Below are 20,240 nucleotides of genomic sequence, written 5' to 3'. Positions count from 1 at the left end.
AACCCATGAGCGTGCTACCGAGAGGGCGGCGCGGTGCCGCAGCCGCCGCGCTGCTGGCGGCCGGGCTGCTGACCGCGACCGCGGCCTGCGGGGGCGGGGGCTCCGACGGCAAGGCCGGCGGCGCCGCCACGGCGAAGGGCAAGGACAAGGTCACCCTGACGTTCTGGGACTGGGACCCGAACATCGACAAGGTGGTGGCCAAGTGGAACGCCGGCCACCCCGACATCCAGGTCAAGCTCTCCAACCCGGCGGGCGGCGACCAGCTGGTCGCCAAGATGATCACCGCCCACGAGGCGAAGAACGGCCCCGACATCGCCAAGGTCGAATACCAGTCGCTGCCCGCGCTGGTGTCCAAGGGCGTCGTCGCCGACATCACGCAGTGGACCAAGGACACCGTCACCAAGTACGACGACGCGACCTTGAAGAGCACCGTCTTCCAGGGCAAGGTCTACGGCGTCCCGCAGGACGTCGCCCCGCTGATGTTCTTCTACCGCACCGACCTGTTCGCCAAGTACGGCCTGAGCGTGCCCAAGACGTGGGACGACTTCGCCGCCGAGGCCAAGACCGTGCGCAGCAAGGCCCCTTCGGCCTACCTGACCAACTTCGACGCCGCCGACCCCGGCTGGTTCACCGGGCTCGCCCAGCAGGCCGGCGCCAACTGGTGGACCACCAGCGGCGACAGCTGGAAGGTCGACATCGCGGACGCGCCCACCAAGAAGGTCGCAGGCTACTGGCAGGGCCTGGTCGACGAGGGCAGCATCGCCAAGAACCCGTCGTTCTCCCCGCAGTGGAACAAGCAGATGAACGACGGGACCCTGCTCGGCTGGATCTCCGGCGCCTGGGCGCCCGCCCAGCTCGGCGGCATCGCCCCCGCCACCAAGGGCAAATGGGCGGTCGCACCGCTGCCGGCCTGGACCGCGGGCGACCCGGCCACCGGCATCTGGGGCGGCTCGGCGACCACCGTCACCACCGACTCCCACCATCCGGAGCAGGCGGCGCAGTTCGCGTCCTGGCTCAACACCGACGACGCGGCGGTCACCGAGCAGGTCAGGCAGATCAACGTCTACCCCGCCGCTACCGCGGGCCGTTCGCTGCCGGTGCTGGCGGCGCCGCCCGCCTTCTTCCCCAACCAGCCGGACTTCTACGCCGAGGTGAAGAAGGTCGCGCCCGCCGCCCGCAGCTTCCCGATGTGGGGACCCGACGTGACCGTCACCTTCACCGGCTACACCGACGGCTTCGGCAAGGCCCTGCAGTCCGGCGGCTCCTTCACCGGCGCGCTCGACAGCATGCAGAGCGCGACCGTGGCCGACATGAAGAAGCTCGGATTCACGGTCGGCTGATGGCACGCACCACGACGAACCGGCGCAGGACCGGCGGATTCCCGTATCTGCTGGTCCTGCCCGCCGTGACGCTCTTCGCCGCCTTCGTGGTGGCCCCCGGCGGCTATGCGCTGCTGCTCAGCTTCCAGCGCCGCAAGGTCAACGGCGGCCTGCTCGGCGGCGGCACCCACACCGTCTTCGCGGGCCTGGCCAACTACCGCGACGTACTGGGGGATTCGCAGCTGTGGTCGGGAGTGCTGCGGATGCTGGCGCTCGGTGCCGTGACCGTGCCGGCCACCGTCCTCTTCGCGCTGCTCTTCGCGGTGCTGCTCGACCTGGAGCGGACCCGGCTCAAGCGCGTCACCCGGCTGACGATCTTCCTGCCCTACGCGGTCCCCGGAGTGATCGCCTCGCTCATGTGGGGCTTCCTCTACCTGCCCGCCACCAGCCCGATCGGCGGCGACCACGTGGACTTCTTCGGGCAGGTCGCCGTCTACTTCTCGGTCGGCAACGTCGCGGTGTGGGGAGCGGTCGGCTTCAACATGATCGTGATCTACACCGCGCTGCGCGCGCTGCCCCCCGAACTCTTCGAGTCCGCACGGCTCGACGGCGCATCGGAGCGGCAGATCGTGCTGCGCATCAAGGTGCCGATGGTGATGCCGGCCGTGGTGATGTGCACCCTGTTCACGGTGCTCGCCGCGCTCCAGGTCTTCAACGAGCCCAACACCCTCAAACCGCTGTCCAACGCGGTCTCGTCCACCTGGGTGCCGCTGATGAAGATCTACGACGACGCCTTCGGCAACTCCGACATCTACTCGGCCGCCGCCACCTCCGTGGTGCTGACCGCGGCGGCCCTCGCGGTGTCCTTCGTCACCGCCCGCATCGTCTCGTCCCGGGTCCAGCAGGAGGCCGCATGACCGCCACCGCAGGGACCTCGGCCCCGCCTCGCGCGCGTACGGCGCAGGCACCCGCCGTCCGCCGCCCACGCCGGGTCGCGGTACTGCCCACCACCGCCCTGGTGCTCGGCGCGCTCTACTGCATCGTGCCGACGCTGTGGATCCTGGTCGCCGCCACCAAGTCCCGCACCAAGCTGTTCTCCACCGACACCTACACCCCCTCCTTCGACCTCGGCATCGTCCGCAACATCCGCGACCTGTCGCACTACCAGGGCGGCATCTTCTGGCACTGGATGCTCAACAGCTTCTTCTACGCGGCCGTCGGCGGCCTGCTGGCCTCCTTCGTGTCCGCGGCGACCGGCTACGCGCTGGCGAAGTACGAATTCCGCGGCCGCAGCGCGCTGTTCAACACCATCCTGGCCGGGGTGCTGCTGCCGCAGATCGTGCTGGCGGTGCCGCAGTACCTGCTGCTGTCCAAGGTGGGCCTGACGGACAGTCTGATCGGGGTGCTGCTGCCGCAGTTGTTCAACCCTTACGGCATCTACCTGTGCAAGATCTACGCCCAGTCCGCCGTCCCCGACTCGCTGCTGGAGGCCGGGCGGATCGACGGGGCGGGGGAGGGGCGGCTGTTCCTGTCGGTGGGCCTGCGGCTGATGGGACCGGGGCTGGTGACGGTGTTCCTGCTGCAGTTCATCGCGATCTGGAACAACTTCCTGCTGCCGTACGTGATGCTCACCTCCGACGACAAGTTCCCGCTCACCGTGGGTCTTTACAGCCTGCTGCGGCACGGCGCCGCCGAGGCGTCGCTGTACTCGCTGGTGATCACCGGGACGCTGCTGTCCGTGCTGCCGGTGATCGCGCTCTTCCTGTCGCTCCAGCGCTTCTGGCGCATCGACCTCGTGACGGGGGCTCTCAAGTAGGGGACCGCGACTCGCGCCTGTGTCCGGCCCCGAACCTGTGCGGGCTTCAGGAGTCTTCATTTCTTGAAGCCCGCACAGGGGATTGACTGCGGTCAGCGGTGAGGAGTTAATTCCTTGTGAACGTGGGAGCGCTCCCATGTCGGCAGTACCACCAACGGAGAGCGCGTCCCAGAACGGCACCCCGTGTCCGCTTTCCAAGGAGCCCACCCGCATGACCGCACGCGTCCGCGCACGTACCCGTACGCTCACCGTCGCCGCGGCCACCGCCGCCCTTGCCGCCGTCACGGCCGCCGTGCCCGCGCACGCGACGGCACCCGGCCACCACGCAGCCGCCCCCACCACGCTGTTCACCCCGCCGGCGAACCCGGACGCGAACGCACAGATCCTCGACCTCCTCAAGCACTGGCAGCTCAAGGACGCCGCAGGGCTGCTCGCCATGACGCTGATCCCGCAGGCCGTCTGGTTCGACGGCGGCACCAGCCCCGCCGACACGAAGAAGGCCGTCGACAAGACCGTCAGCGACGCGGCCCGACGGCACGCCCTGCCGGTGCTCGCGCTGTACAACATCCCCGGCCGCGACTGCGCCCAGTACTCCGCGGGCGGCGCCGCCGACACTGCGGAATACCAGGCGTGGATCGACGCGGTGAAGGCCGGTATCGGCAACCGCCCCGCCGACGTCGTCCTCGAACCCGACTCGCTCGCCCTGGTGCCCTCCGACTGCGGAATGGACGACGCCCAGGGCACCATGACCGCACAGCGCTACGACCAGATCCACTACGCCGTCGACGCCCTGGAGCCGCTGGCCGGCACCAAGGTCTACCTGGATGCGGGCCACAGCGGATGGCACAGCATCAACGACATCGTGCCCCGCCTGGTGGCCGGCGGCGTCGACGACGCCACCGGCTTCTACCTCAACATCTCCAACTACCGCTCCGACACCGAGATCGCCTGGTACGGCAAGCTGCTGTCCTCCTGCCTCGCCTACGTCTCCGGCGGCGGCCAGGCGAGCGCCTGCCCCAACCAGTACTGGCCCGTCAACGACGCGCAGGCCTGGCTGGACGCCAACGTGCACACCGCGCCCTCGGCGATGAAGCACTTCATCGCCGACACCAGCCGCAACGGCCAGGGTCCCTGGACCCCGCCGGCCGGCGTCTACAGCGACGCCCAGGACTGGTGCAACCCGCCCGGGCGCGGCCTCGGCGCCCGTCCGACCCTGAACACCGGCGACCCGCTCCAGGACGCCAGGCTCTGGGTGAAGATCCCCGGCGAGTCCGACGGCCAGTGCACCCGCGGCACCGCAGGCCCGAACGACCCCGAGCGCGGCTACCAGGACCCCGCCGCGGGCCACTGGTTCCCGCAGCAGGCGCTGGAACTGGTCCACAACGCGAACCCCGCGCTGCTCCCGCACTGACCGCACACCCCCTCGAACGTCCCGCCCGTCCGATCCGTCGGACCACCCGGCCCCTCCGCACCCCGCGCCCCCGCCCTGGCGCACCGGGTGCGGGTGGGGCCGGTGTGACGTTTTCAGCGTCCTGTGCGCTGTGAGAGTCAGGACCGTGCGCCCGAGGGCGGCGCGCGGTCCGCCAGCCACCGGAAGGGAGCGGCATGGCGCGACGGGCGCACCGCCCGGCACCCGGCGCACGTCGCCGGGTCCTGCAGTGACACCTGCCGCGGCCCCGGCGCTGTACCTGTCGGGACGGCCACCCCGCGGGGACCACCGCCCGGGGGGCATGGGCACGATGCGCGGTGCCGCGACATACGAAGAGGCAGCGGTGGTCGGTGCCGGTGGGCGGCGGCGTGCCCGTCCGGACGACGGGGCGCTCGGCCGCGCCGTGACGCGTGCGCGGGACGGCGACGAGGCCGCCTTCGGCGAGGTCTACCGGGCCGTGCAGCCGATCCTGCTGGGGTACGTGCGCGGACTCGTCGGCGACGACGCCGACGACGTGGCAGCGGAAGCCTGGCACGACATCGTCCGCGACCTGGCAGACTTCCACGGCGACGGCGCCGCGTTCCGCGGCTGGGCCGCGACCATCGCCCGGCACCGCGCACTCGACCACCTGCGCAGGATCGGCTCCCGGCCGCGCACCACGGCCCTCGACTCGGTCGCGGCGGAACCCGCCGCGGCTCCCGACTCGGCGGGCGTGGCCCTGGAGAACCTCTCCACCGCCCGCGCGCTGGCGATGATCGCCACCCTGCCGCCCGACCAGGCGGAAGCGGTGCTGCTGCGCGTGGTGATCGGCCTGAGCGGCCCGGCGGCGGCCGAAGTCCTCGGCAAACGCCCGGGCGCGGTGCGCACCGCCGCCCACCGGGGCCTGCGCCGCCTGGCCGAACAACTCGCGCCGCCGGCCGGGGACGGGGCCGAGTCCGGAACCGGTGACGGGGCCGCGGATTCGGCCGGCACGGACGGTCGTGACGGGGACGACAGGGAGGTGTGGGGTGGGTGGGGGTAAGGACTCGGGTACGGACGTGGAGCGGCTGGTGGGGAGGGTGGCTGCGGGAGCGGAGGACGATCCGCGGTGGAGCGCTCTCCTGCGGGTGCTGACCGCCGCCTCCCGCGGCGCCGACCTCGACCCGGACAGGGAGCAGGCCGCAGTCCGCGCCTTCCGTGCCGCCGCGAACACCCGTCCGGCCCGCGGCGTACGGAACCGGCGCCGCCCGCCGCGGTCCGCACGGGCACTGGCCGGCGGCCTGGCGGCGGTCCTCGCGCTCTGCGGTGTCGCGGTCGCCGCCGGCGCCGGTGTGCTGCCCGCCAGGAGCCACACCGCCCACGGCGGACCGCCGCCCGCGCCCGTCGCCCGTACGGCGACCGCCCCCGCCCCGGCGAGCCCGGCGCCCGACGCCACCCGCCGCCCGGCACCGGCGCAGCCGCCGGGCGCGGACCGGACGCCCGGCACCGTGCAGCCCTCACCCCGGGGCACCAGGACGCCCGTGCCGCCGCGGGCCAAGGCGATGTGCCGGGCGTACCTGGCCGCGGCGTCCGACGGCCGCAGGACCGCCGTCGAGCCGGACGAGCGGCTGCGGCGGGCGGCGGGCGGCAGCCGCCGGGTCGCCGCCTACTGCCGCGCCCTGCTGTCCGGCGGGCCGGGCACCGGGGGCGACGGGACCCGGGACGACGGGACCCGGGACGACGCGACCCGGGACGACCCGACCGGTTCGACATGACCCTGGTCACGGCGTGGACGCGCGACCCGCGCGGCGCGGGATCGGGCACAGTGTCGGCATGCAGCCTGACGTACCGTCGCCGAACGACCCGCACATGCGCCACATGCGCGCGGTCTTCCTCGCCGTCATCACGGGGAGCTTCCTCTTCCTCATCCCGTGGATCGCCTACCTCTCGGTGAGCCTGCCGACCCGGCGGACGGTCAGCAACTGGCGCTACGCCTGGGTCGGCTTCGACGGCGCCCTGATCCTGGCGATCGGCATCACCGCGCTGTGCGCCTGGCGGCGCCTGCAGGTGTTCATCCCCTGGGCGGTGGCGACCGCCACCCTGCTGTGCTGCGACGCCTGGTTCGACATCGTGCTGGACTGGAACAGCGACGACCTCACCGGCGCCGTCGCGACCGCCCTGGTCGCGGAACTCCCGCTCGCCGCTCTGCTGCTGTACGCGGCCAGGAGGATGATCCGGCTCACGGTCGCCATCGCCTGGCGCCGCGCGGGCCGCACCGGCCCCGTACCGCCGCTGTCCCGGCTGTCACTCGTCCTGCTGACCGAGCACGACGCCGGCGACGGCGACCACCGCGACCAGAGCGGCCGCCGCGACCTGCCGTGACCAGCGCGCCCCATGATCTGGTGCGCCGACCGGCCGTTCGGTAATCTCTTGCTGCAACTTGCAGCGCGCCTTGCTGCGTTGGACCACGACGGGGAGCACGGATGACCAGCACCGCACCGACCGGCCCGCAACCCCCTGCGTACGACGTCCTGGTGGTCGGCGGCACCGGGGTCGACACCATCGTCCTGGTCGACGACCTCGCGGTGCCCGGCGGTGACTCCGTCGGCGTCCCGCCGATCAGGGACTACGTGGCGCACACCGGCAACGGCGTGGCCCTGGGATTCCACGCGCTGGGCCTGGCGACGAAGTTCATCGACTTTCTCGGCGACGACCCGCAGGGCCGAATGATCCTGGACCGCTACGCCGCCGCGGGCCTGGACTTCAGCCATCTGCCCGCACCGGCGGGCACCCCGCGCAGCGTCAACCTGGTCGACCGCGAAGGGCGCCGCTTCTCCTTCTACGACGGCCGCCACCCCGGCGGCCTGCGGCTGCCGCGCGACTTCTACCTGCCGTACGTCGAACGCGCCCGGCATGTGCACGTCTCCCGCTCGCCGCACGCGGAAGCCGTCTTCGCCGACGCCGTGCGACTCGGCCGCACCGTGTCCACCGACCTGCATGCCTGGGACGGCGAGGACACCTCGGCCCACCCGTGGGCGTACGGCGCCGACCTGGTCTTCCTCAGCGCCGCCTCGGTCGGCGAGCGGATTCCCGCGCTCATGCGGCAGATCCTGGAGCACGGCAGGGCGGAGCTGGTGGTGGCCACCGACGCGGCGGCCGGCTGCCATGTCATGCAGCGCGGCGACGCCGAGCCCCGGCACTTCCCCGCCGTCGCCCCCGAACGCCCGGTCGTGGACAGCAACGGCGCCGGCGACGCCTTCCTGACCGCCTTCCTCAGCCGCCGCTTCTCCGGCGCCGCACTGGAGGCCTGCGTGCTGGCCGGAGCGGTCTCCGGCGCCTACGCCTGCGGGAGTCCCGGCACCCACGAGGAGCTGATCAGCGCCGCCGCGCTCGCGGCGGCCGTCGAGCGGGCGGAGCGCACCGGCCCCGCGGCGCCCGTCCGCTGAGCCGCCCGCCGGGCCGCCGTCAGCTCGCCTCGATACGCCGGATCGCGGTGTCCAGTGCCGCGTCCTGCGAGGTGTAGACCTCGCACACCGGGTCGCCGCTCGGCGTGCGGGTGTGGTCGATCTCCCACAGGCTCAGCTCGCTGCCGTCCAGCAGCAGGAAGGCGTGCTCGTACAGCGACCACGACACATGGCGGCCGTCGACCACCGCGGTCCTGCGGGTGACGATGCTGATGGCGTGCGCGACGGCCGCACGCAGCCGTATGCCGACGTCGCCGCCGGGCGCACCGGCGTTGGCCGCCCTGCGCAGCAGCCGCCTGGCGTGCTCGGCCGAGTCGCCCTCGGTGTACGCACGGCGGAAAGCGGTCTCCCGGCCGCCCGGCGCCAGCAGCGCGTCCAGGTCCTCCGCCCCGTAGTCCTGCCCCGCGGTTCCGGGGCCGTCACACGGCACCTCCTGCGGTCCCGCCGACCCTCCGAAGGCCGTGTCGACCTCCCATTCGGCCAGCGACAGCTGCTCCTGCCCGGTGAAGACCGAGCGGTGCACGGCCGCGTCGGGCGCCGTGTCGTGCTCCAGCTCCCACAGCACCCGCACACTGCCGTCAGGCAGCAGGAAGCTGTGCCGGAAGGTCCGCCGGTTCATCCGGCGCAGCGGACCCTTGGCATGGCGGCACGACTGCAGCCAGCAGTGGTGCATCAAGGCCGAGCCTAAGATCTCCAGTTCACCTGCCGCGGCGGCGCCGTCGTCCGCCCTGGCGAGCAGTCCGGCCAGCTGGTCCGCCGGCACACCGCCCGACCGCTCCGGTTCTGCCGTGTCCGCGCCGTCCACGTCCATACGGTCCTCCCGGCCTCAGCCGTACTCCACCCCGCCCGGCGACTCAGGGTAGTAGCGCCGTCGCCGATTGCGCCCGCATTCGACGACAATTGCGGGCGTGCGGCCGGTTTTCGCGCCCCCCGCCGACCGGATCAGGCCTGCGCCCCGCCCTGTCGGGCGCCGCCGCTGTCTGCGCCGGCGCCGTGGAAGGGGGTGCCGCAGCGCGCGCAGCGGGCGGCCCGCATGTCCTCGCGCATCGCCCCGCACTCGTCGCAGACCCGGTCCAGCCAGCACACCGGGTCGCCGCCCTCGGTGTACTCGTGGTGCCCGGTGTCCTGCCCGCCCTCCGGGTCCCGCCGGCCGTCCGGCCCGCCGTCCTGGCTGTCGCTCATGGCGCCGCCGCCTCCTGTCCTGCCTCGGGGGCCGGTTCCGCTCCCGCGGCCCGGCCGGTGCCACCAGCCTGCCACCGGTTCACCGCCCGGCGCAGCGACCGTGCTTCGGCGAATCCGAGCTGGGCGGCGGTCTGCCGGGCGGACCCGGTGCCGGCGCGGCGCAGTCCCGCGGAGCGCTCGCGCCGTACGGCGTCGAGTTCCGCACGCCAGGTGGTGCCGGTCTCGGCGAGCCGCCGCTGCAGGGTGCGCGGGCTGACCGCCAGCCGCCGGGCGGTGCCGGCCAGTGACGGGCGGCCGTCGGCGAGTTGGGCCAGGATCGCGGCGTGCAGGCCGGGCAGCGGGCTCGCGTCCTGCCGCCGCGGCGGCGGGAAGGCGGCGGCCGACCGTCGGATGATCGAGGCCAGCACCGGGTCCGCACCGGTCATCGGCAGCGCCAGATCCCTGCGGTGCAGGGTGATCGAGTCGGCGGGGGCGCCGAAGTCCACGGCGGCGTCGCCGAAGCAGTCGGCGTACCCGGTAATCCGCCGCGGTGCCTGGTGGGCGAAGGACACCCGGGTCGGTGAGAGCGCTCTCCCGGTGTCGTGCCGCAGATGCCCCACCAGCAGGGCGAGGACGAACTCGGCGACCAGGCCGCGCAGTTCCTCGTCCGGGCGCAGCAGCCGGTAGGAGACGGTGACCTCGTCGTCCGACTCCTCGGTGGCGAAGCCGGAGCTGTTGCTCACCAGGTGCACATGGGCGGCGGCGAGCGCGAGCCCGTCGCCGAGGGTGGGCGCGGTGCTCAGGAGGTAGTCGAACAGGTCGAAGAAGCCGTGCCGGTACTCCTGGGCGGTCAGCAGGCCCGCGTCGCTCCTCCCCGTCCGCCGCACCACCTCGCGCCACAGCCGGAAGGTGCCGAGTGCGGGAGAGCGTGCGGTGTCGGGGGCGGCCAGAACCTGCGGTGTGCCCGCGGCCCGCACCATCGCCTCGGCCTCCGCGGCATTGCGCGCGGCGGCCCTGGCGATGAAGCGCGGCACCACGACGCAGTCGGTCAGCGGCACGGACCCGGCCGGCTCCGCTGCGGCCGGCAGTCCGGCGACCGGTGGCCCGGCAGGGGGCGGCCCTGCGGCGGGCGGCTCTGGGTACGGCATGGCGGGCACCTCGGTGGGTCTGCGGGCCGCGGCGCGAGCGGCAGGCGGGCAGGCGGGGGCGGACCGGGAGTGCCGGCGGGCGCCTGGGGGAGCGCTCTCCCGCAGCCTACGCCCGGGCTGGCGCGTTCTGTCCGCCGCCTGGCGCGTTCCGTCCTCCCCGGGCGGGACCGCCCGGTCCATGATCAGGGGCAACGGTGCCTGCGGGCGCCGGGTTCGCCCGCGCAGGGGAGGTGCGGCGACACCGGGGGGAGGGCGCCGGCGCGAGCGGGTCACCGTTCGCGCCGGCGAAAGCGCCACCGCACACGCGGCGGCGCCGGCCGGCTCGGGTGCGTCAGGCGCGGTGCTCCGCCCAGTGGCTGCGGCCCACGCTGATGATCTGCATCCGCAGCCTGGCCGCACGCATGACCTCCGCGCGTGCCGCCGGATCGTCCTCGGGCACCTCCATCATGGCCGCGGCGGTCAGCACCATGTGGTCGACGTACAGCCCCGCCAGCACCCGCAGGTCGTCAGGGCTCCAGCCCCGCGACACCGGCTGCGGTGCGAGGCCTGCCGCCACCTCGTCGGTGAAGCGCCCCAACTCCGCGGCGATGGCCGCGCGCACCGGCTGCACCCCGCCGTAGCGCTCCCTGGCGATGAAGCGGATGTGCGCCCGGTGCTCGTCCACGTAGGCCGCGGTTATCGCCACCGTGCGGTCGATCAGCCGCTCCGCGTCCAGCCCGTCGGACATCACGTCCCTGATCACCGCGTGCAGGCTGCCCAGCGCCTCGCCCACCAGGGCCACGCCGAGCGCCGCCATGTCGGGGAAGTGCCGGTAGAAGGCGGCCGGTGCGACGCCGACCGCCCGGGTGACCTCGCGCAGCCCCAGGCTGCTCAGGCTCTGCCGGTCCAGCAGCCGCAGCCCTGCGTCCAGCAGTGCCTGCCGGGTCTGCTCCTTCTGCGCCTGCCGGACGCCGCCCGATGTGTGACTCATGTCATTCAGTAAACAGCTGTTCGCCGAGTTGCGCCACTGTAGACTCGTACTCAGTGAACAAGTGTTATCCCAAACTCCAACTCCTCGGAGGTGCAGCCGACATGAGTCTCGTCGTCCTCCTGCTGGGCATCGGCGTGGTGATGGGCGCGAGCGCCCACATCTCGCTCACCGCCTTCACCCTCGCGTCCGCCGCCATCGCGGCCTGGCTGGTCGGCTTCGCGGTACGCGAGGCCGTCGCCCGCCACCGCGGCTGACCGCCGCACGCATCCCCCCGCACCACGAACCGCCCGTTCACTCCGACGTCTTCCGAGAGGACACCGTGAACACCGCAGCCCACCCGGTCGCGACGGGAACACCGGCCGCGACCACCCGCGACGCCGACGGCATGGCCGTCGCCTCCTTCCTGCTCGGCCTGCCCGGCCTGCTGGTCCTCAACCTGGTGCTCGGCCCGGCCGCGATCGTGCTGGCCCTGACCGCACTCTCCCGCGGCACCCGCCGCCGCGGCCGCGCCCTGCTCGGGCTCGCCCTCGGCGTGGCGGGCCTGGCGATCCAGGCGGTGCTGGCCGTCGCGGGCCACGGCGTGCTCTGGTCCTTCAGCTGATCCGGCAGCACGTGAGGGGAGGCCCGGCCGAACGGCCGGGCCTCCCCTCACGTGTGTCCCGCGGTCAGCTCAGGTCGATGCCCGAGTAGAGCGGGAAGCCCGCCAGCAGGTCGGACGCCCGCTTGGCGACCTGGTCGGCGACCGCCGCGTCCAGCACGTGGTGCGCCTTCGACAGCCCGCCCTTGGGCGCCGCCGCGGCTGTCGTACCGGACAGCACGGTGTCGATCAGGCCGGCGATCTCGTCCATCTCCGCCGCGCCGAGGCCGCGGGTGGTCAGCGCCGGGGTGCCGATCCTGATGCCCGAGGTGTACCAGGCGCCGTTCGGGTCCTGCGGCACCGAGTTGCGGTTGGTGACGATGCCCGAGTCCAGCAGCGCGGCCTCTGCCTGCCGCCCGGTCAGGCCGTAGCCCGACACGTCGATGAGCACCAGGTGGTTGTCGGTGCCGCCGGTGACCAGCTTCGCGCCCCGGGTGAGCAGGCCCTCGGCGAGCGCCCGCGCGTTGTCCACCACGGCCTGCGCGTAGCTGCCGAACTCCGGCCTCGCCGCCTCCGCGAGCGCCACCGCCTTGGCCGCCATCACGTGCGGCAGCGGACCGCCCAGCACCATCGGACAGCCCCGGTCGACGTGCTCGGCCAGCGCGTCGTCGCACAGCACCATGCCGCCGCGCGGGCCGCGCAGCGACTTGTGGGTGGTGGTCGTGACGATGTTCGCGTGCGGCACCGGGTCGAAGTCGCCGGTCAGCACCTTGCCCGCGACCAGGCCCGCGAAGTGGGCCATGTCGACCATCAAGGTCGCGCCGACCTCGTCGGCGATCTCCCGCATGATGCGGAAGTTCACCAGCCGGGGGTAGGCGGAGTAGCCCGCCACGATGATCAGCGGGCGGAACTCGCGGGCCGTCGCCCGCAGCGCCTCGTAGTCCAGCAGCCCGGTCTGCGGGTCGGTGCCGTAGCTGCGCTGGTCGAACATCTTGCCGGAGATGTTCGGCCGGAAGCCGTGGGTGAGGTGGCCGCCCGCGTCGAGCGACATGCCCAGCATCCGCTGGTTGCCGAACTCCGCCCGCAGCTGCGCCCAGTCCTGCTCGGTCAGGTCGTTGACCTGCCGCACACCCGCCCGGGCCAGCCCCGGCGTCTCCACCCGCTGGGAGAGCACCGCCCAGAAGGCGACGAGGTTCGCGTCGATGCCCGAATGCGGCTGCGCATAAGCGTGGGCGGCGCCGAAGACGTTGCGGGCGTGCTCCGCGGCCAGCGCCTCGACGGTGTCGACGTTGCGGCAGCCGGCGTAGAAGCGGCGGCCGACGGTGCCCTCGGCGTACTTGTCGCTGAGCCAGTTGCCCATCGCCAGCAGCACCGCGGGGGAGGCGTAGTTCTCGCTGGCAATCAGCTTGAGCATCTCGCGCTGGTCGGTCAGCTCTGCGGCGATCGCGTCGGCCACCCGCGGTTCGACCCCGCGGATCACTTCCAGCGCGCTGCGGTAGGCGATCGACTCCGTGCTGTACGGCTCTGCCATGGCGGTCCTCCGGTCGTCGGCAACGGGACGGCCCAGGCGCACGGCACTGTGTGGTCACGAAGAGCCGCTCCCCGATGGTTGACCCCATCCCAGCGCGCCAGTCACGGCTCGACCCGAGGGTATCAATTCCCCCGGGCACCTCGAAGGGCGCCCGCGGGGCGGCGGGTGTTTGGATGGGGGGCCGCGGAGGGCGACACGAAGCAGGGAGCAGTATGCGCAACCAGGACCGGGCCGGGACCGGGGAGCCCGTGGAGACCCGGGTCACCCGGAAGGGCACCGGCGTGATCACCCTGTCACGCCCGGCGTCGCTGAACGCACTGGACCTCACCATGGTCCGCCTCATGACCGACGCCCTCACACGGTGGTCCGCCGACCCTGCCGTGCGCTCGGTCCTGGTCCGCAGCGCCTCGCCCAAGGCCTTCTGCGCGGGCGGCGACATCCTGGCGATGCGGGCGGCGGGCCTGGCCGGCGACGACGACGCGGTGCGGACGTACTTCTCGTCCGAGTACGCGCTGAACGCGCTGATCGCCCGCTACCAGAAGCCGTACACCGCCCTGATCGACGGCTACGCGATGGGCGGCGGCCTGGGCATCTCGGTGCACGGCTCGGCCCGGGTGGTGACGGAACGGGCGTGGCTGGCCATGCCCGAGACCGGCATCGGCTTCTTCCCCGACATCGGCGCGAGCTACTTCCTGCCGCGGCTGCCCGGCGCCTTCGGCTGGTATCTGGCGCTGACCGGCGCCCGGGTCGGCGGTCCCGCGGCGGTGGCCTGCGGGCTCGCCACGCACTACGTGCCCGCGGCCGACCTGCCGGCGCTCGAGGCCGCGCTGACGGACGGCGGCGACGCCCCCGAGGCCGTCGTCGAGCGCTTCGCCGCACCGGTGCCGCCGCAGCCGGCCGGGATGGCGGCGGCCGTCGCGCGCTGCTTCGCGGAGCCCGACCCCGGGCGGCTGCGGACCCTGCTGGCCGCCGAGGCGCGGGACGCGGACTGGGCCGCCGACGCGCTCACCCTGCTGGACGTGGCCTCCCCGGCGAGCCTGGCGGTCACCCGCGAGCTGCTGCGGGCCGGCGCGGGCTCGACCCTGGAGGAGTGCCTGGCCCGCGAGTTGGAGCTGGCCTGCCGCACCGCCCGCACCGCCGACTTCCACGAGGGCGTACGTGCCGCCCTGGTCGACAAGGACCGCAAACCCACCTGGTCAACAGTGCTCTGATCCACGATATGAGATGCCGGTGTCATCATATGGACCAGCTGACGTACCGTAGGCCGTGAACTCGCCGCACCGCGGCGGGAGATGCCGTGCGCGACGACGACGGGAGCACCACGCCATGCCTCGGGAATGGGACGCGAAGACCTACGACTCGCTGCCGCTGCCGCACCTCGGCTGGGGGCGGCGCACGCTGTCCCGGCTGCCGCTCAGGGGTGACGAGCGGGTGCTCGACGCGGGCTGCGGCACCGGCCGCGACACCGAGAGCCTGCTGGACCTGCTGCCCGACGGCCGGGTGGTCGCGGTGGACGGCTCGGTCCGGATGCTGGACCAGCTGCGCGAGCGGCTGGCCGGCCGGCTCGACCGGGTCGAGGTGGTGCACGCCGACCTGACCCGGCCGCTGCCCTTCGACGGCGAGGTCGACGCGGTCTTCAGCGTCGCCGCCTTCCACTGGATCGAGGACCACGCGGCCCTCTTCTCCGCGCTGGCCGCCCGGATGCGCCCCGGCGCCCGCCTGGTGACCGAGTGCGGCGGCCGGGGCAACATCGCGGCGGTCAACGCGGCCGTCGCCGACGTGCTCGGCGGCGCCCCCGACATGTGGGACTTCGCCGGTGAGCAGGACACCAGGCAGCGGCTGGCCGCGGCCGGCTTCACCGACGTCGAGGTGGCGCTGCGGCCTGACCCGGCCAGGTTCGAGCCGGGCGAGCAGTTCGAGGCGTTTCTCGCCACGGTGATCCTGGGCGCCCATCTGGACGCGATGCCGGACGCCGACCGCGAGCCCTTCGTGTCCGCGGTCGCCGGCCGGCTCGCCGAGCCCGTCGCGGACTACGTACGGCTGGAGATCTCGGCGACCCGCGCGTGATCACCGGCGGCTCAACCGGTTGAGCCCGCGGGGCGGTCCGCGAGCGTGCGGGGCCGTTCCGGGGCGGGTTCCGCGTTGTTAAGGTGTGCGGGCCGATCACGCCCCCCACGCGACCGAAACCGTTCACGGCCCGCGGGCCGCCCTGCCGTATCGAGGACGACATGAGCCCCAAGAAGCGTCCCACCATTGCCGACATCGCCGAGGCCGCCGGGGTGTCCAAGGGTGCCGTGTCCTACGCGCTCAACGGCAAGGCGGGGGTCTCGGAGCAGACCAGGGCCAGGATCCTGGAGATCGCCGCCCGGATGGGCTGGCACCCCAGCAGCGCCGCCCGCGCGCTGTCCGACGGGCGCAGCGGCGCGATCGGCCTGGTCGTGGACCGGCCGGCCTGGGTGCTGGGCATCGAGCCGTTCTTCATGCAGCTGATCTCCGGCGTCGAGGCGGGCCTCGCGCCGACCGGCACCGCGTTGCTGCTCCAGGTCACCGACGACGCCAGGGCCGAGGAGGTCGCCTACCGCAGGTGGTGGGGCGAGCGCCGGGTGGACGGTGTGCTGCTGGTCGACCTGCGCGAGCAGGACCACCGGCTGGGCCTGGTCACCGAGCTGGGGCTGCCCGCGGTCGTGATCGGGCACGCGGCGGTCACCTCGGGGGTTCCGTCGGTGTGGATCAACGACGCCGCCGCGGTGCGCGAGACGCTGGCGTACCTGGCCGCGATGGGGCACCGCAGGATCGCCCGGGTCGCGGGACCCGCGCACTTCGTGCACACCAGGGAGCGCGGCGAGGCCTTCGACGCGGCCACCGCGGAACTGGGCCTGGACGGTGTGCCGTGCGTGTACACCGACTACTCGGGCGAGGAGGGCGCGCGGGCCACCCGGCGGCTGCTGTCCGGGTCGCTGCGGCCCACCGCGATCGTCTACGACAACGACGTGATGGCGGTGGCCGCGCTGAGCGTCACCCAGGAGATGGGTGTGTCGGTACCCGGCCAACTGTCCCTGGTCGCCTGGGACGACAGCGAGCTGTGCCGGCTGGTGCACCCCGCGCTGACCGCGGTCAGCCGGCAGGTCATGGAGTACGGCGAGCGGGCGGCCACCGCGCTGCTCTCGCTGATCGAGGGCACCCCGGTCCCCGACATCCTGCTCCCCTCTCCCGCCCTCGTGCCGCGTGGCAGCACCGCGCCCTGCGCGGGCTGAGCCCGGCGCCCGCGCCGGGCGCTGCGGTGTCGGCTGAAGCGGTCAACCGCCGTTCGTTACATGGTGTTTCACGCGCGCGCCCAGCGTGCGATCCCTTGACGGCCGTGATGCGCGCGAGTTAAATCACGTCGCGATATAAGTCGTGAAACAAGGTGTGAAACAAGCGTGCGGACCCCCTCACTGCACGCTCGTCCATGTCAGGCCCATGCCATCGTGCCGAGAAAGGCAACGACCCATGAGCGCAGCAACCCGGCCCCACACGGGCAGATCCTCCAGATCCCGACTGCGGCGCGTCGTCGTCGGGACGCTCACCGCCGCAGCCGCGGCGATCACCCCGATGCTCGCCGTACCCGTGACCGCACACGCGGCGGGCGAGAGCGTGCAGGTCTACCTCACCACCACCAACGACTCAGGCGGCCGCAACGTCGTCAAGGGCCTGGAGCAGCAGGCCCCGCTGTCCTTCGCCTCCGGCACCGGCGGCTCAGGCCAGAACGTGACGGTCGACGAGGGCACCACCTACCAGAAGTTCACCGGCGGCGGCGCGTCCTTCACCGACACCGCCGCCTGGCTGATGAACAGCAGCGGCGCCCTGTCGGCGTCCACCCGCAACACCGTCATGCAGAAGCTCTTCGACCCGGTGAACGGCATCGGCCTGGGCTTCCTGCGCAACCCCATGGGGGCCTCGGACCTCGCGCGCGGCAACTACACCTACGACGACATGCCCGCGGGCCAGACCGACCCGGGCCTGGCGCACTTCTCCATCGCCCACGACCTGGCCGACGTCGTCCCGCTGACCAAGCAGGCCCGGCAGCTCAACCCGGACGTCAAGGTCATGGGCACCCCGTGGACCCCGCCGCCGTGGATGAAGGACAACGACGCCTACAGCCAGGGCTGGCTGGAGTCGCAGTACTACGCCGCCTACGCGCAGTACTTCGTCAAGTACCTGCAGGCCTACCAGGCGCAGGGCGTCCCGGTGGACTACGTCACGGTGCAGAACGAGCCCACCTGCTGCAGCGGCTACCCGTCGGCGCAGTGGAACGGCTCGGGCCTCGCGTACTTCACCAAGACCGATCTGCTGCCCGCGCTGCACGCGGCCGGGCTGTCCACCAAGGTCCTCGCGCTGGACTGGAACTGGGACACCTACGACAGCTACGCGGCCCCGACGGTCACCGACTCCGCCGTGCGCAACGACCCCAACTTCGGCGGCATCGCCTGGCACGGCTACGGCGGCAACGTCGGCGAGCAGACCACGGTCCACAACCAGTACCCCACGCTGCCCGCCTTCGACACCGAGCACTCCGGTGGCACCTGGATCGCCAACCAGCAGAAGGAGGACATGGAGAACCTGATCGACTACACCCGCAACTGGGGCCAGAGCTGGGTCAAGTGGAGCCTGGCGGTCGACCAGAACATGGGCCCGCACAACGGCGGCTGCGGCACCTGCACGGGACTGATCACCGTGCACAACGGTGACAGCCGCAGCGGGCAGGTGGACTACACGATCGAGTACTACACGATGGGCCAGCTCACCAAGTTCGTGAAGCCCGGCGCCACCCGGATCGCCTCCACCGACAACTCCACCGTCCGCAACGTCGCCTGGCGCAACCCCGACGGCTCCAAGGCGCTCATCGCCTACAACGAGTCGTCCTCGGCCCAGACGCTGCGGGTCAACTGGGGCAACGAGAACTTCTCCTACTCGCTGCCCGGCGGCGCCTCCGCCACCTTCACCTGGTCCGGCACGCCCGGCACCGGCGGCGGGAACACCGGCGGCCACACCGGCACCATCACCGGCTACGGCGGCAAGTGCGTGGACGTCGCGGGCGCCTCCTCGGCCAACGGCGCCGCCGTCCAGCTCTACGACTGCAACGGCACCGCCGCCCAGTCCTGGACGGCGAGCGGCAGCACCTTCCAGGCGCTCGGCAAGTGCATGGACGTCGCCGCGGCCGGCACCGCCAACGGCACCCAGGTCCAGCTCTACGACTGCAATGGCACCGGGTCGCAGGTGTGGACAAGAGGCGCCGACAACACCCTGGTCAACCCGCAGTCGGGCAGATGCCTCGACGCGACGGGACCCAGTTCCGCCAACGGCACCCGGCTGCAGATATGGGACTGCACCGGCGCGGCCAACCAGCAGTGGAACGCGCCGGCCGCGTGATCCGCTGACCCCGTGACGGCCGGTGCGGACCTCTCACCGCCGCCGGCCTCGCCGAAGGAAGAAAAGGGGACGCCGGTCCCGCGCAGCCCGCGCGGGACCGGCGCTCCCGCACGCCCGGGGCACGGGCCGCGGGGCCGGCCGCCTACCGGGACGTCAACAGCTGTTTGTCAGACGTTGACCCAGGTGGCCGTGTGCGAAGGGGACGCGGCGGCTGTCGCCGCCTAACCTGGGCTGGAGCTGGAGCGTCCGCCCGCCGTGCCCCACGCGACGAGGAGTCCCCGTGTCCATCGCCCGCAACGAGGGTGCCGGCTGGCAGCGCGCTTCCGTGCGGTCGATGGCGGTGCTGCTGCCGGTGGCCGCCGTCGCGGTCGTGGTGACCAGCAAGTGGGCGATGATCGACTCCAGCGCCGGACAGCTGGGCTCCGCCGACGGCGAGTGGCTGGTGGTGGCCTGCTTCGCCGCTTTCATGACCTGGGTCTGCTCGGCCACCGCCCAGCAGGGCGCGGTCGTGGAGCGGCTGCCGCCCGGGCTGCTGCTGGCCGCCCAGTTCGCCGCCTCCGCGGCCAACCACATCCTGCCCGCCGGGGTCGGCGGCAATGCCGTCAACCTGCGCTTCCTGGTGCGCAGGGGGCTGAGTCCGACCCGTTCGGTCGCCGCCCTCGCGGTACGCGCCTGCGCCGCGGTCATCGGCCGGGTCGCACTGCTGCTCGCGGTGCTCGCGCTCTTCCCCGGCGCCCTGCACCTGCACCGGGTCACCGGCGGCGGACCCGGGGTCCCCGACCATCCGCTGGTGATCGCCGGTGTGGTCGCGGCCGTGGTGGCGGGCGGCGTCGTGCTGACCCGGTGCGCCCGCCGGCTGCGCGAGAGGCTGCGGGACTTCCTCGGCTCCGTCGTCCGCGACGTGCGGGTGCTGCACGGCAACCGCGCCCGGGTGGCGGCGCTGTGGGGCGGCTCGCTGGCCTTCCCCGCCATGCACGCGGCCGTGGTGGTCGCGGTGATGCGCGCGGTGCACGCGCCGGTGCCGGTGAGCGGGGTGGTGGTGGCGTACCTGTTCGCGAGCACGGCTGCGGGCTGGCTTCCCACGCCGGCCGGCCTCGGCTCGCTCGACGCGGCGCTGGGCCTGGCCCTGATGACCGCGGGCGCCTCCGCGGTGGCGGCCACGTCGGCGGTGCTGGGCTACCGGCTGGTGACGGCCTGGCTGCCGCTCGTTCCCGGCGTCCTGGTACTGGCGGTGCTGGTGCGGCGCAGGGAGCTGTGAGCGGCTCGGGCGAAGTTCTTGGTACAGACCTTTGTCGGAAGTATTGACGGCACTTCGCCCCGCCATTTAAATCACGTCCTGAACTAAGACGTGAGCGAAGTGGCCCCCGGGAGCGGTGATTGACCGGGGGTGCCGTACGGCTCACCGAATGTCAGGAGCATGACCTTCCTGTGTGCTCCGGTCCCGTGTTTCCGCCGCCC

Annotated in this window: 20 protein-coding genes and 1 riboswitch; of the genes, 15 read left to right on the top strand and 5 right to left on the bottom strand. The window is 73.0% G+C overall.

Annotated features, from left to right (window positions below; all coding sequences use genetic code 11):
• Positions 1-5 precede the first annotated feature (5 nt).
• The 8 genes from JT723_RS16885 to JT723_RS16850 all read left to right on the top strand — a co-directional run bounded on the left by JT723_RS16885 (position 6) and on the right by JT723_RS16850 (position 7,968).
• Complete coding sequence (locus tag JT723_RS16885; protein WP_205045468.1) at positions 6-1,340, top strand: ABC transporter substrate-binding protein; 1,335 nt, start codon at positions 6-8, stop codon at positions 1,338-1,340.
• Positions 1,340-2,236 (top strand): carbohydrate ABC transporter permease, encoded by an 897-nt coding sequence (locus JT723_RS16880; protein WP_205045467.1) that lies wholly within the window; start codon positions 1,340-1,342, stop codon positions 2,234-2,236. The genes JT723_RS16885 and JT723_RS16880 overlap by 1 nt, the downstream gene beginning before the upstream one ends.
• Entirely contained in the window at positions 2,233-3,135 is a 903-nt protein-coding gene (locus tag JT723_RS16875) for a carbohydrate ABC transporter permease (RefSeq protein ID WP_205045466.1), read from the top strand. The genes JT723_RS16880 and JT723_RS16875 overlap by 4 nt, the downstream gene beginning before the upstream one ends.
• A 211-nt stretch (positions 3,136-3,346) precedes the next feature.
• On the top strand, positions 3,347-4,546 hold the full coding sequence (locus JT723_RS16870) for a glycoside hydrolase family 6 protein (RefSeq protein ID WP_205045465.1): 1,200 nt from the start codon (positions 3,347-3,349) through the stop codon (positions 4,544-4,546).
• Positions 4,547-4,874: 328 nt separating this feature from the next.
• On the top strand, positions 4,875-5,585 hold the full coding sequence (locus JT723_RS16865) for an RNA polymerase sigma factor (protein ID WP_205045620.1): 711 nt from the start codon (positions 4,875-4,877) through the stop codon (positions 5,583-5,585).
• Complete coding sequence (locus tag JT723_RS16860) at positions 5,572-6,297, top strand: hypothetical protein (RefSeq protein ID WP_205045464.1); 726 nt, start codon at positions 5,572-5,574, stop codon at positions 6,295-6,297. Before JT723_RS16865 ends, JT723_RS16860 begins: the two co-directional genes overlap by 14 nt.
• Before the next feature lie 58 nt (positions 6,298-6,355).
• Positions 6,356-6,904: a hypothetical protein gene (locus tag JT723_RS16855; protein ID WP_205045463.1), complete on the top strand. Its 549-nt coding sequence runs from the start codon at positions 6,356-6,358 to the stop codon at positions 6,902-6,904.
• A 101-nt stretch (positions 6,905-7,005) separates the two neighbouring features.
• Entirely contained in the window at positions 7,006-7,968 is a 963-nt protein-coding gene (locus tag JT723_RS16850) for a carbohydrate kinase family protein (RefSeq protein ID WP_205045462.1), read from the top strand.
• Between the two features lie 19 nt (positions 7,969-7,987).
• Here JT723_RS16850 and JT723_RS16845 read toward each other — a convergent pair whose 3' ends face one another.
• The 4 genes from JT723_RS16845 to JT723_RS16830 form a co-directional block, all read right to left on the bottom strand.
• The gene (locus JT723_RS16845) at positions 7,988-8,797 is read right to left on the bottom strand and encodes a DUF6227 family protein (RefSeq protein ID WP_205045461.1); all 810 of its coding nucleotides are present in this window, start codon (positions 8,795-8,797) and stop codon (positions 7,988-7,990) included.
• Between the two features lie 131 nt (positions 8,798-8,928).
• Complete coding sequence (locus JT723_RS16840) at positions 8,929-9,168, bottom strand: hypothetical protein (protein ID WP_205045460.1); 240 nt, start codon at positions 9,166-9,168, stop codon at positions 8,929-8,931.
• Positions 9,165-10,295, bottom strand: a complete 1,131-nt coding sequence (locus tag JT723_RS16835; RefSeq protein ID WP_205045459.1) for an AraC family transcriptional regulator ligand-binding domain-containing protein — start codon at positions 10,293-10,295, stop codon at positions 9,165-9,167. The genes JT723_RS16840 and JT723_RS16835 overlap by 4 nt, the downstream gene beginning before the upstream one ends.
• 331 nt (positions 10,296-10,626) lie before the next feature.
• Positions 10,627-11,265: a TetR family transcriptional regulator gene (locus JT723_RS16830; protein ID WP_205045458.1), complete on the bottom strand. Its 639-nt coding sequence runs from the start codon at positions 11,263-11,265 to the stop codon at positions 10,627-10,629.
• A 101-nt stretch (positions 11,266-11,366) separates the two neighbouring features.
• Here JT723_RS16830 and JT723_RS16825 point away from each other — a divergent pair, with 101 nt between their 5' ends.
• A complete protein-coding gene (locus tag JT723_RS16825) occupies positions 11,367-11,519 on the top strand; it encodes a hypothetical protein (protein WP_205045457.1) in 153 nt (50 codons plus the stop codon).
• 65 nt (positions 11,520-11,584) lie between these two features.
• On the top strand, positions 11,585-11,866 hold the full coding sequence (locus JT723_RS16820) for a DUF4190 domain-containing protein (protein WP_372441325.1): 282 nt from the start codon (positions 11,585-11,587) through the stop codon (positions 11,864-11,866).
• A gap of 64 nt (positions 11,867-11,930) precedes the next feature.
• Here JT723_RS16820 and JT723_RS16815 read toward each other — a convergent pair whose 3' ends face one another.
• A complete protein-coding gene (locus tag JT723_RS16815) occupies positions 11,931-13,373 on the bottom strand; it encodes a glycine hydroxymethyltransferase (protein WP_205045456.1) in 1,443 nt (480 codons plus the stop codon).
• Positions 13,374-13,396: 23 nt separating this feature from the next.
• A riboswitch (ZMP/ZTP riboswitch) is annotated at positions 13,397-13,488 on the bottom strand.
• A gap of 97 nt (positions 13,489-13,585) precedes the next feature.
• Between JT723_RS16815 and JT723_RS16810 the strand changes: the two genes are divergently transcribed.
• From JT723_RS16810 to JT723_RS16790, 5 genes are all read left to right on the top strand, one after another.
• Positions 13,586-14,584: an enoyl-CoA hydratase/isomerase family protein gene (locus tag JT723_RS16810; protein WP_205045455.1), complete on the top strand. Its 999-nt coding sequence runs from the start codon at positions 13,586-13,588 to the stop codon at positions 14,582-14,584.
• Positions 14,585-14,699: 115 nt separating this feature from the next.
• On the top strand, positions 14,700-15,440 hold the full coding sequence (locus tag JT723_RS16805) for a class I SAM-dependent methyltransferase (protein WP_205045454.1): 741 nt from the start codon (positions 14,700-14,702) through the stop codon (positions 15,438-15,440).
• Between the two features lie 161 nt (positions 15,441-15,601).
• Complete coding sequence (locus tag JT723_RS16800; protein WP_205045453.1) at positions 15,602-16,627, top strand: LacI family DNA-binding transcriptional regulator; 1,026 nt, start codon at positions 15,602-15,604, stop codon at positions 16,625-16,627.
• A gap of 235 nt (positions 16,628-16,862) precedes the next feature.
• Positions 16,863-18,782, top strand: a complete 1,920-nt coding sequence (locus JT723_RS16795; protein WP_205045452.1) for a ricin-type beta-trefoil lectin domain protein — start codon at positions 16,863-16,865, stop codon at positions 18,780-18,782.
• A 280-nt stretch (positions 18,783-19,062) separates the two neighbouring features.
• The gene (locus tag JT723_RS16790) at positions 19,063-20,040 is read left to right on the top strand and encodes a lysylphosphatidylglycerol synthase transmembrane domain-containing protein (RefSeq protein ID WP_251513672.1); all 978 of its coding nucleotides are present in this window, start codon (positions 19,063-19,065) and stop codon (positions 20,038-20,040) included.
• The last annotated feature ends 200 nt before the right edge of the window (positions 20,041-20,240 follow it).

The sequence above is a fragment of the Actinacidiphila bryophytorum genome (assembly GCF_016916835.1).
In the GTDB taxonomy this organism is placed as follows: domain Bacteria; phylum Actinomycetota; class Actinomycetes; order Streptomycetales; family Streptomycetaceae; genus Actinacidiphila; species Actinacidiphila bryophytorum.
Note: the sequence above shows the minus strand (reverse complement) of the source record. Positions and strands in the feature narration are given on the sequence as shown.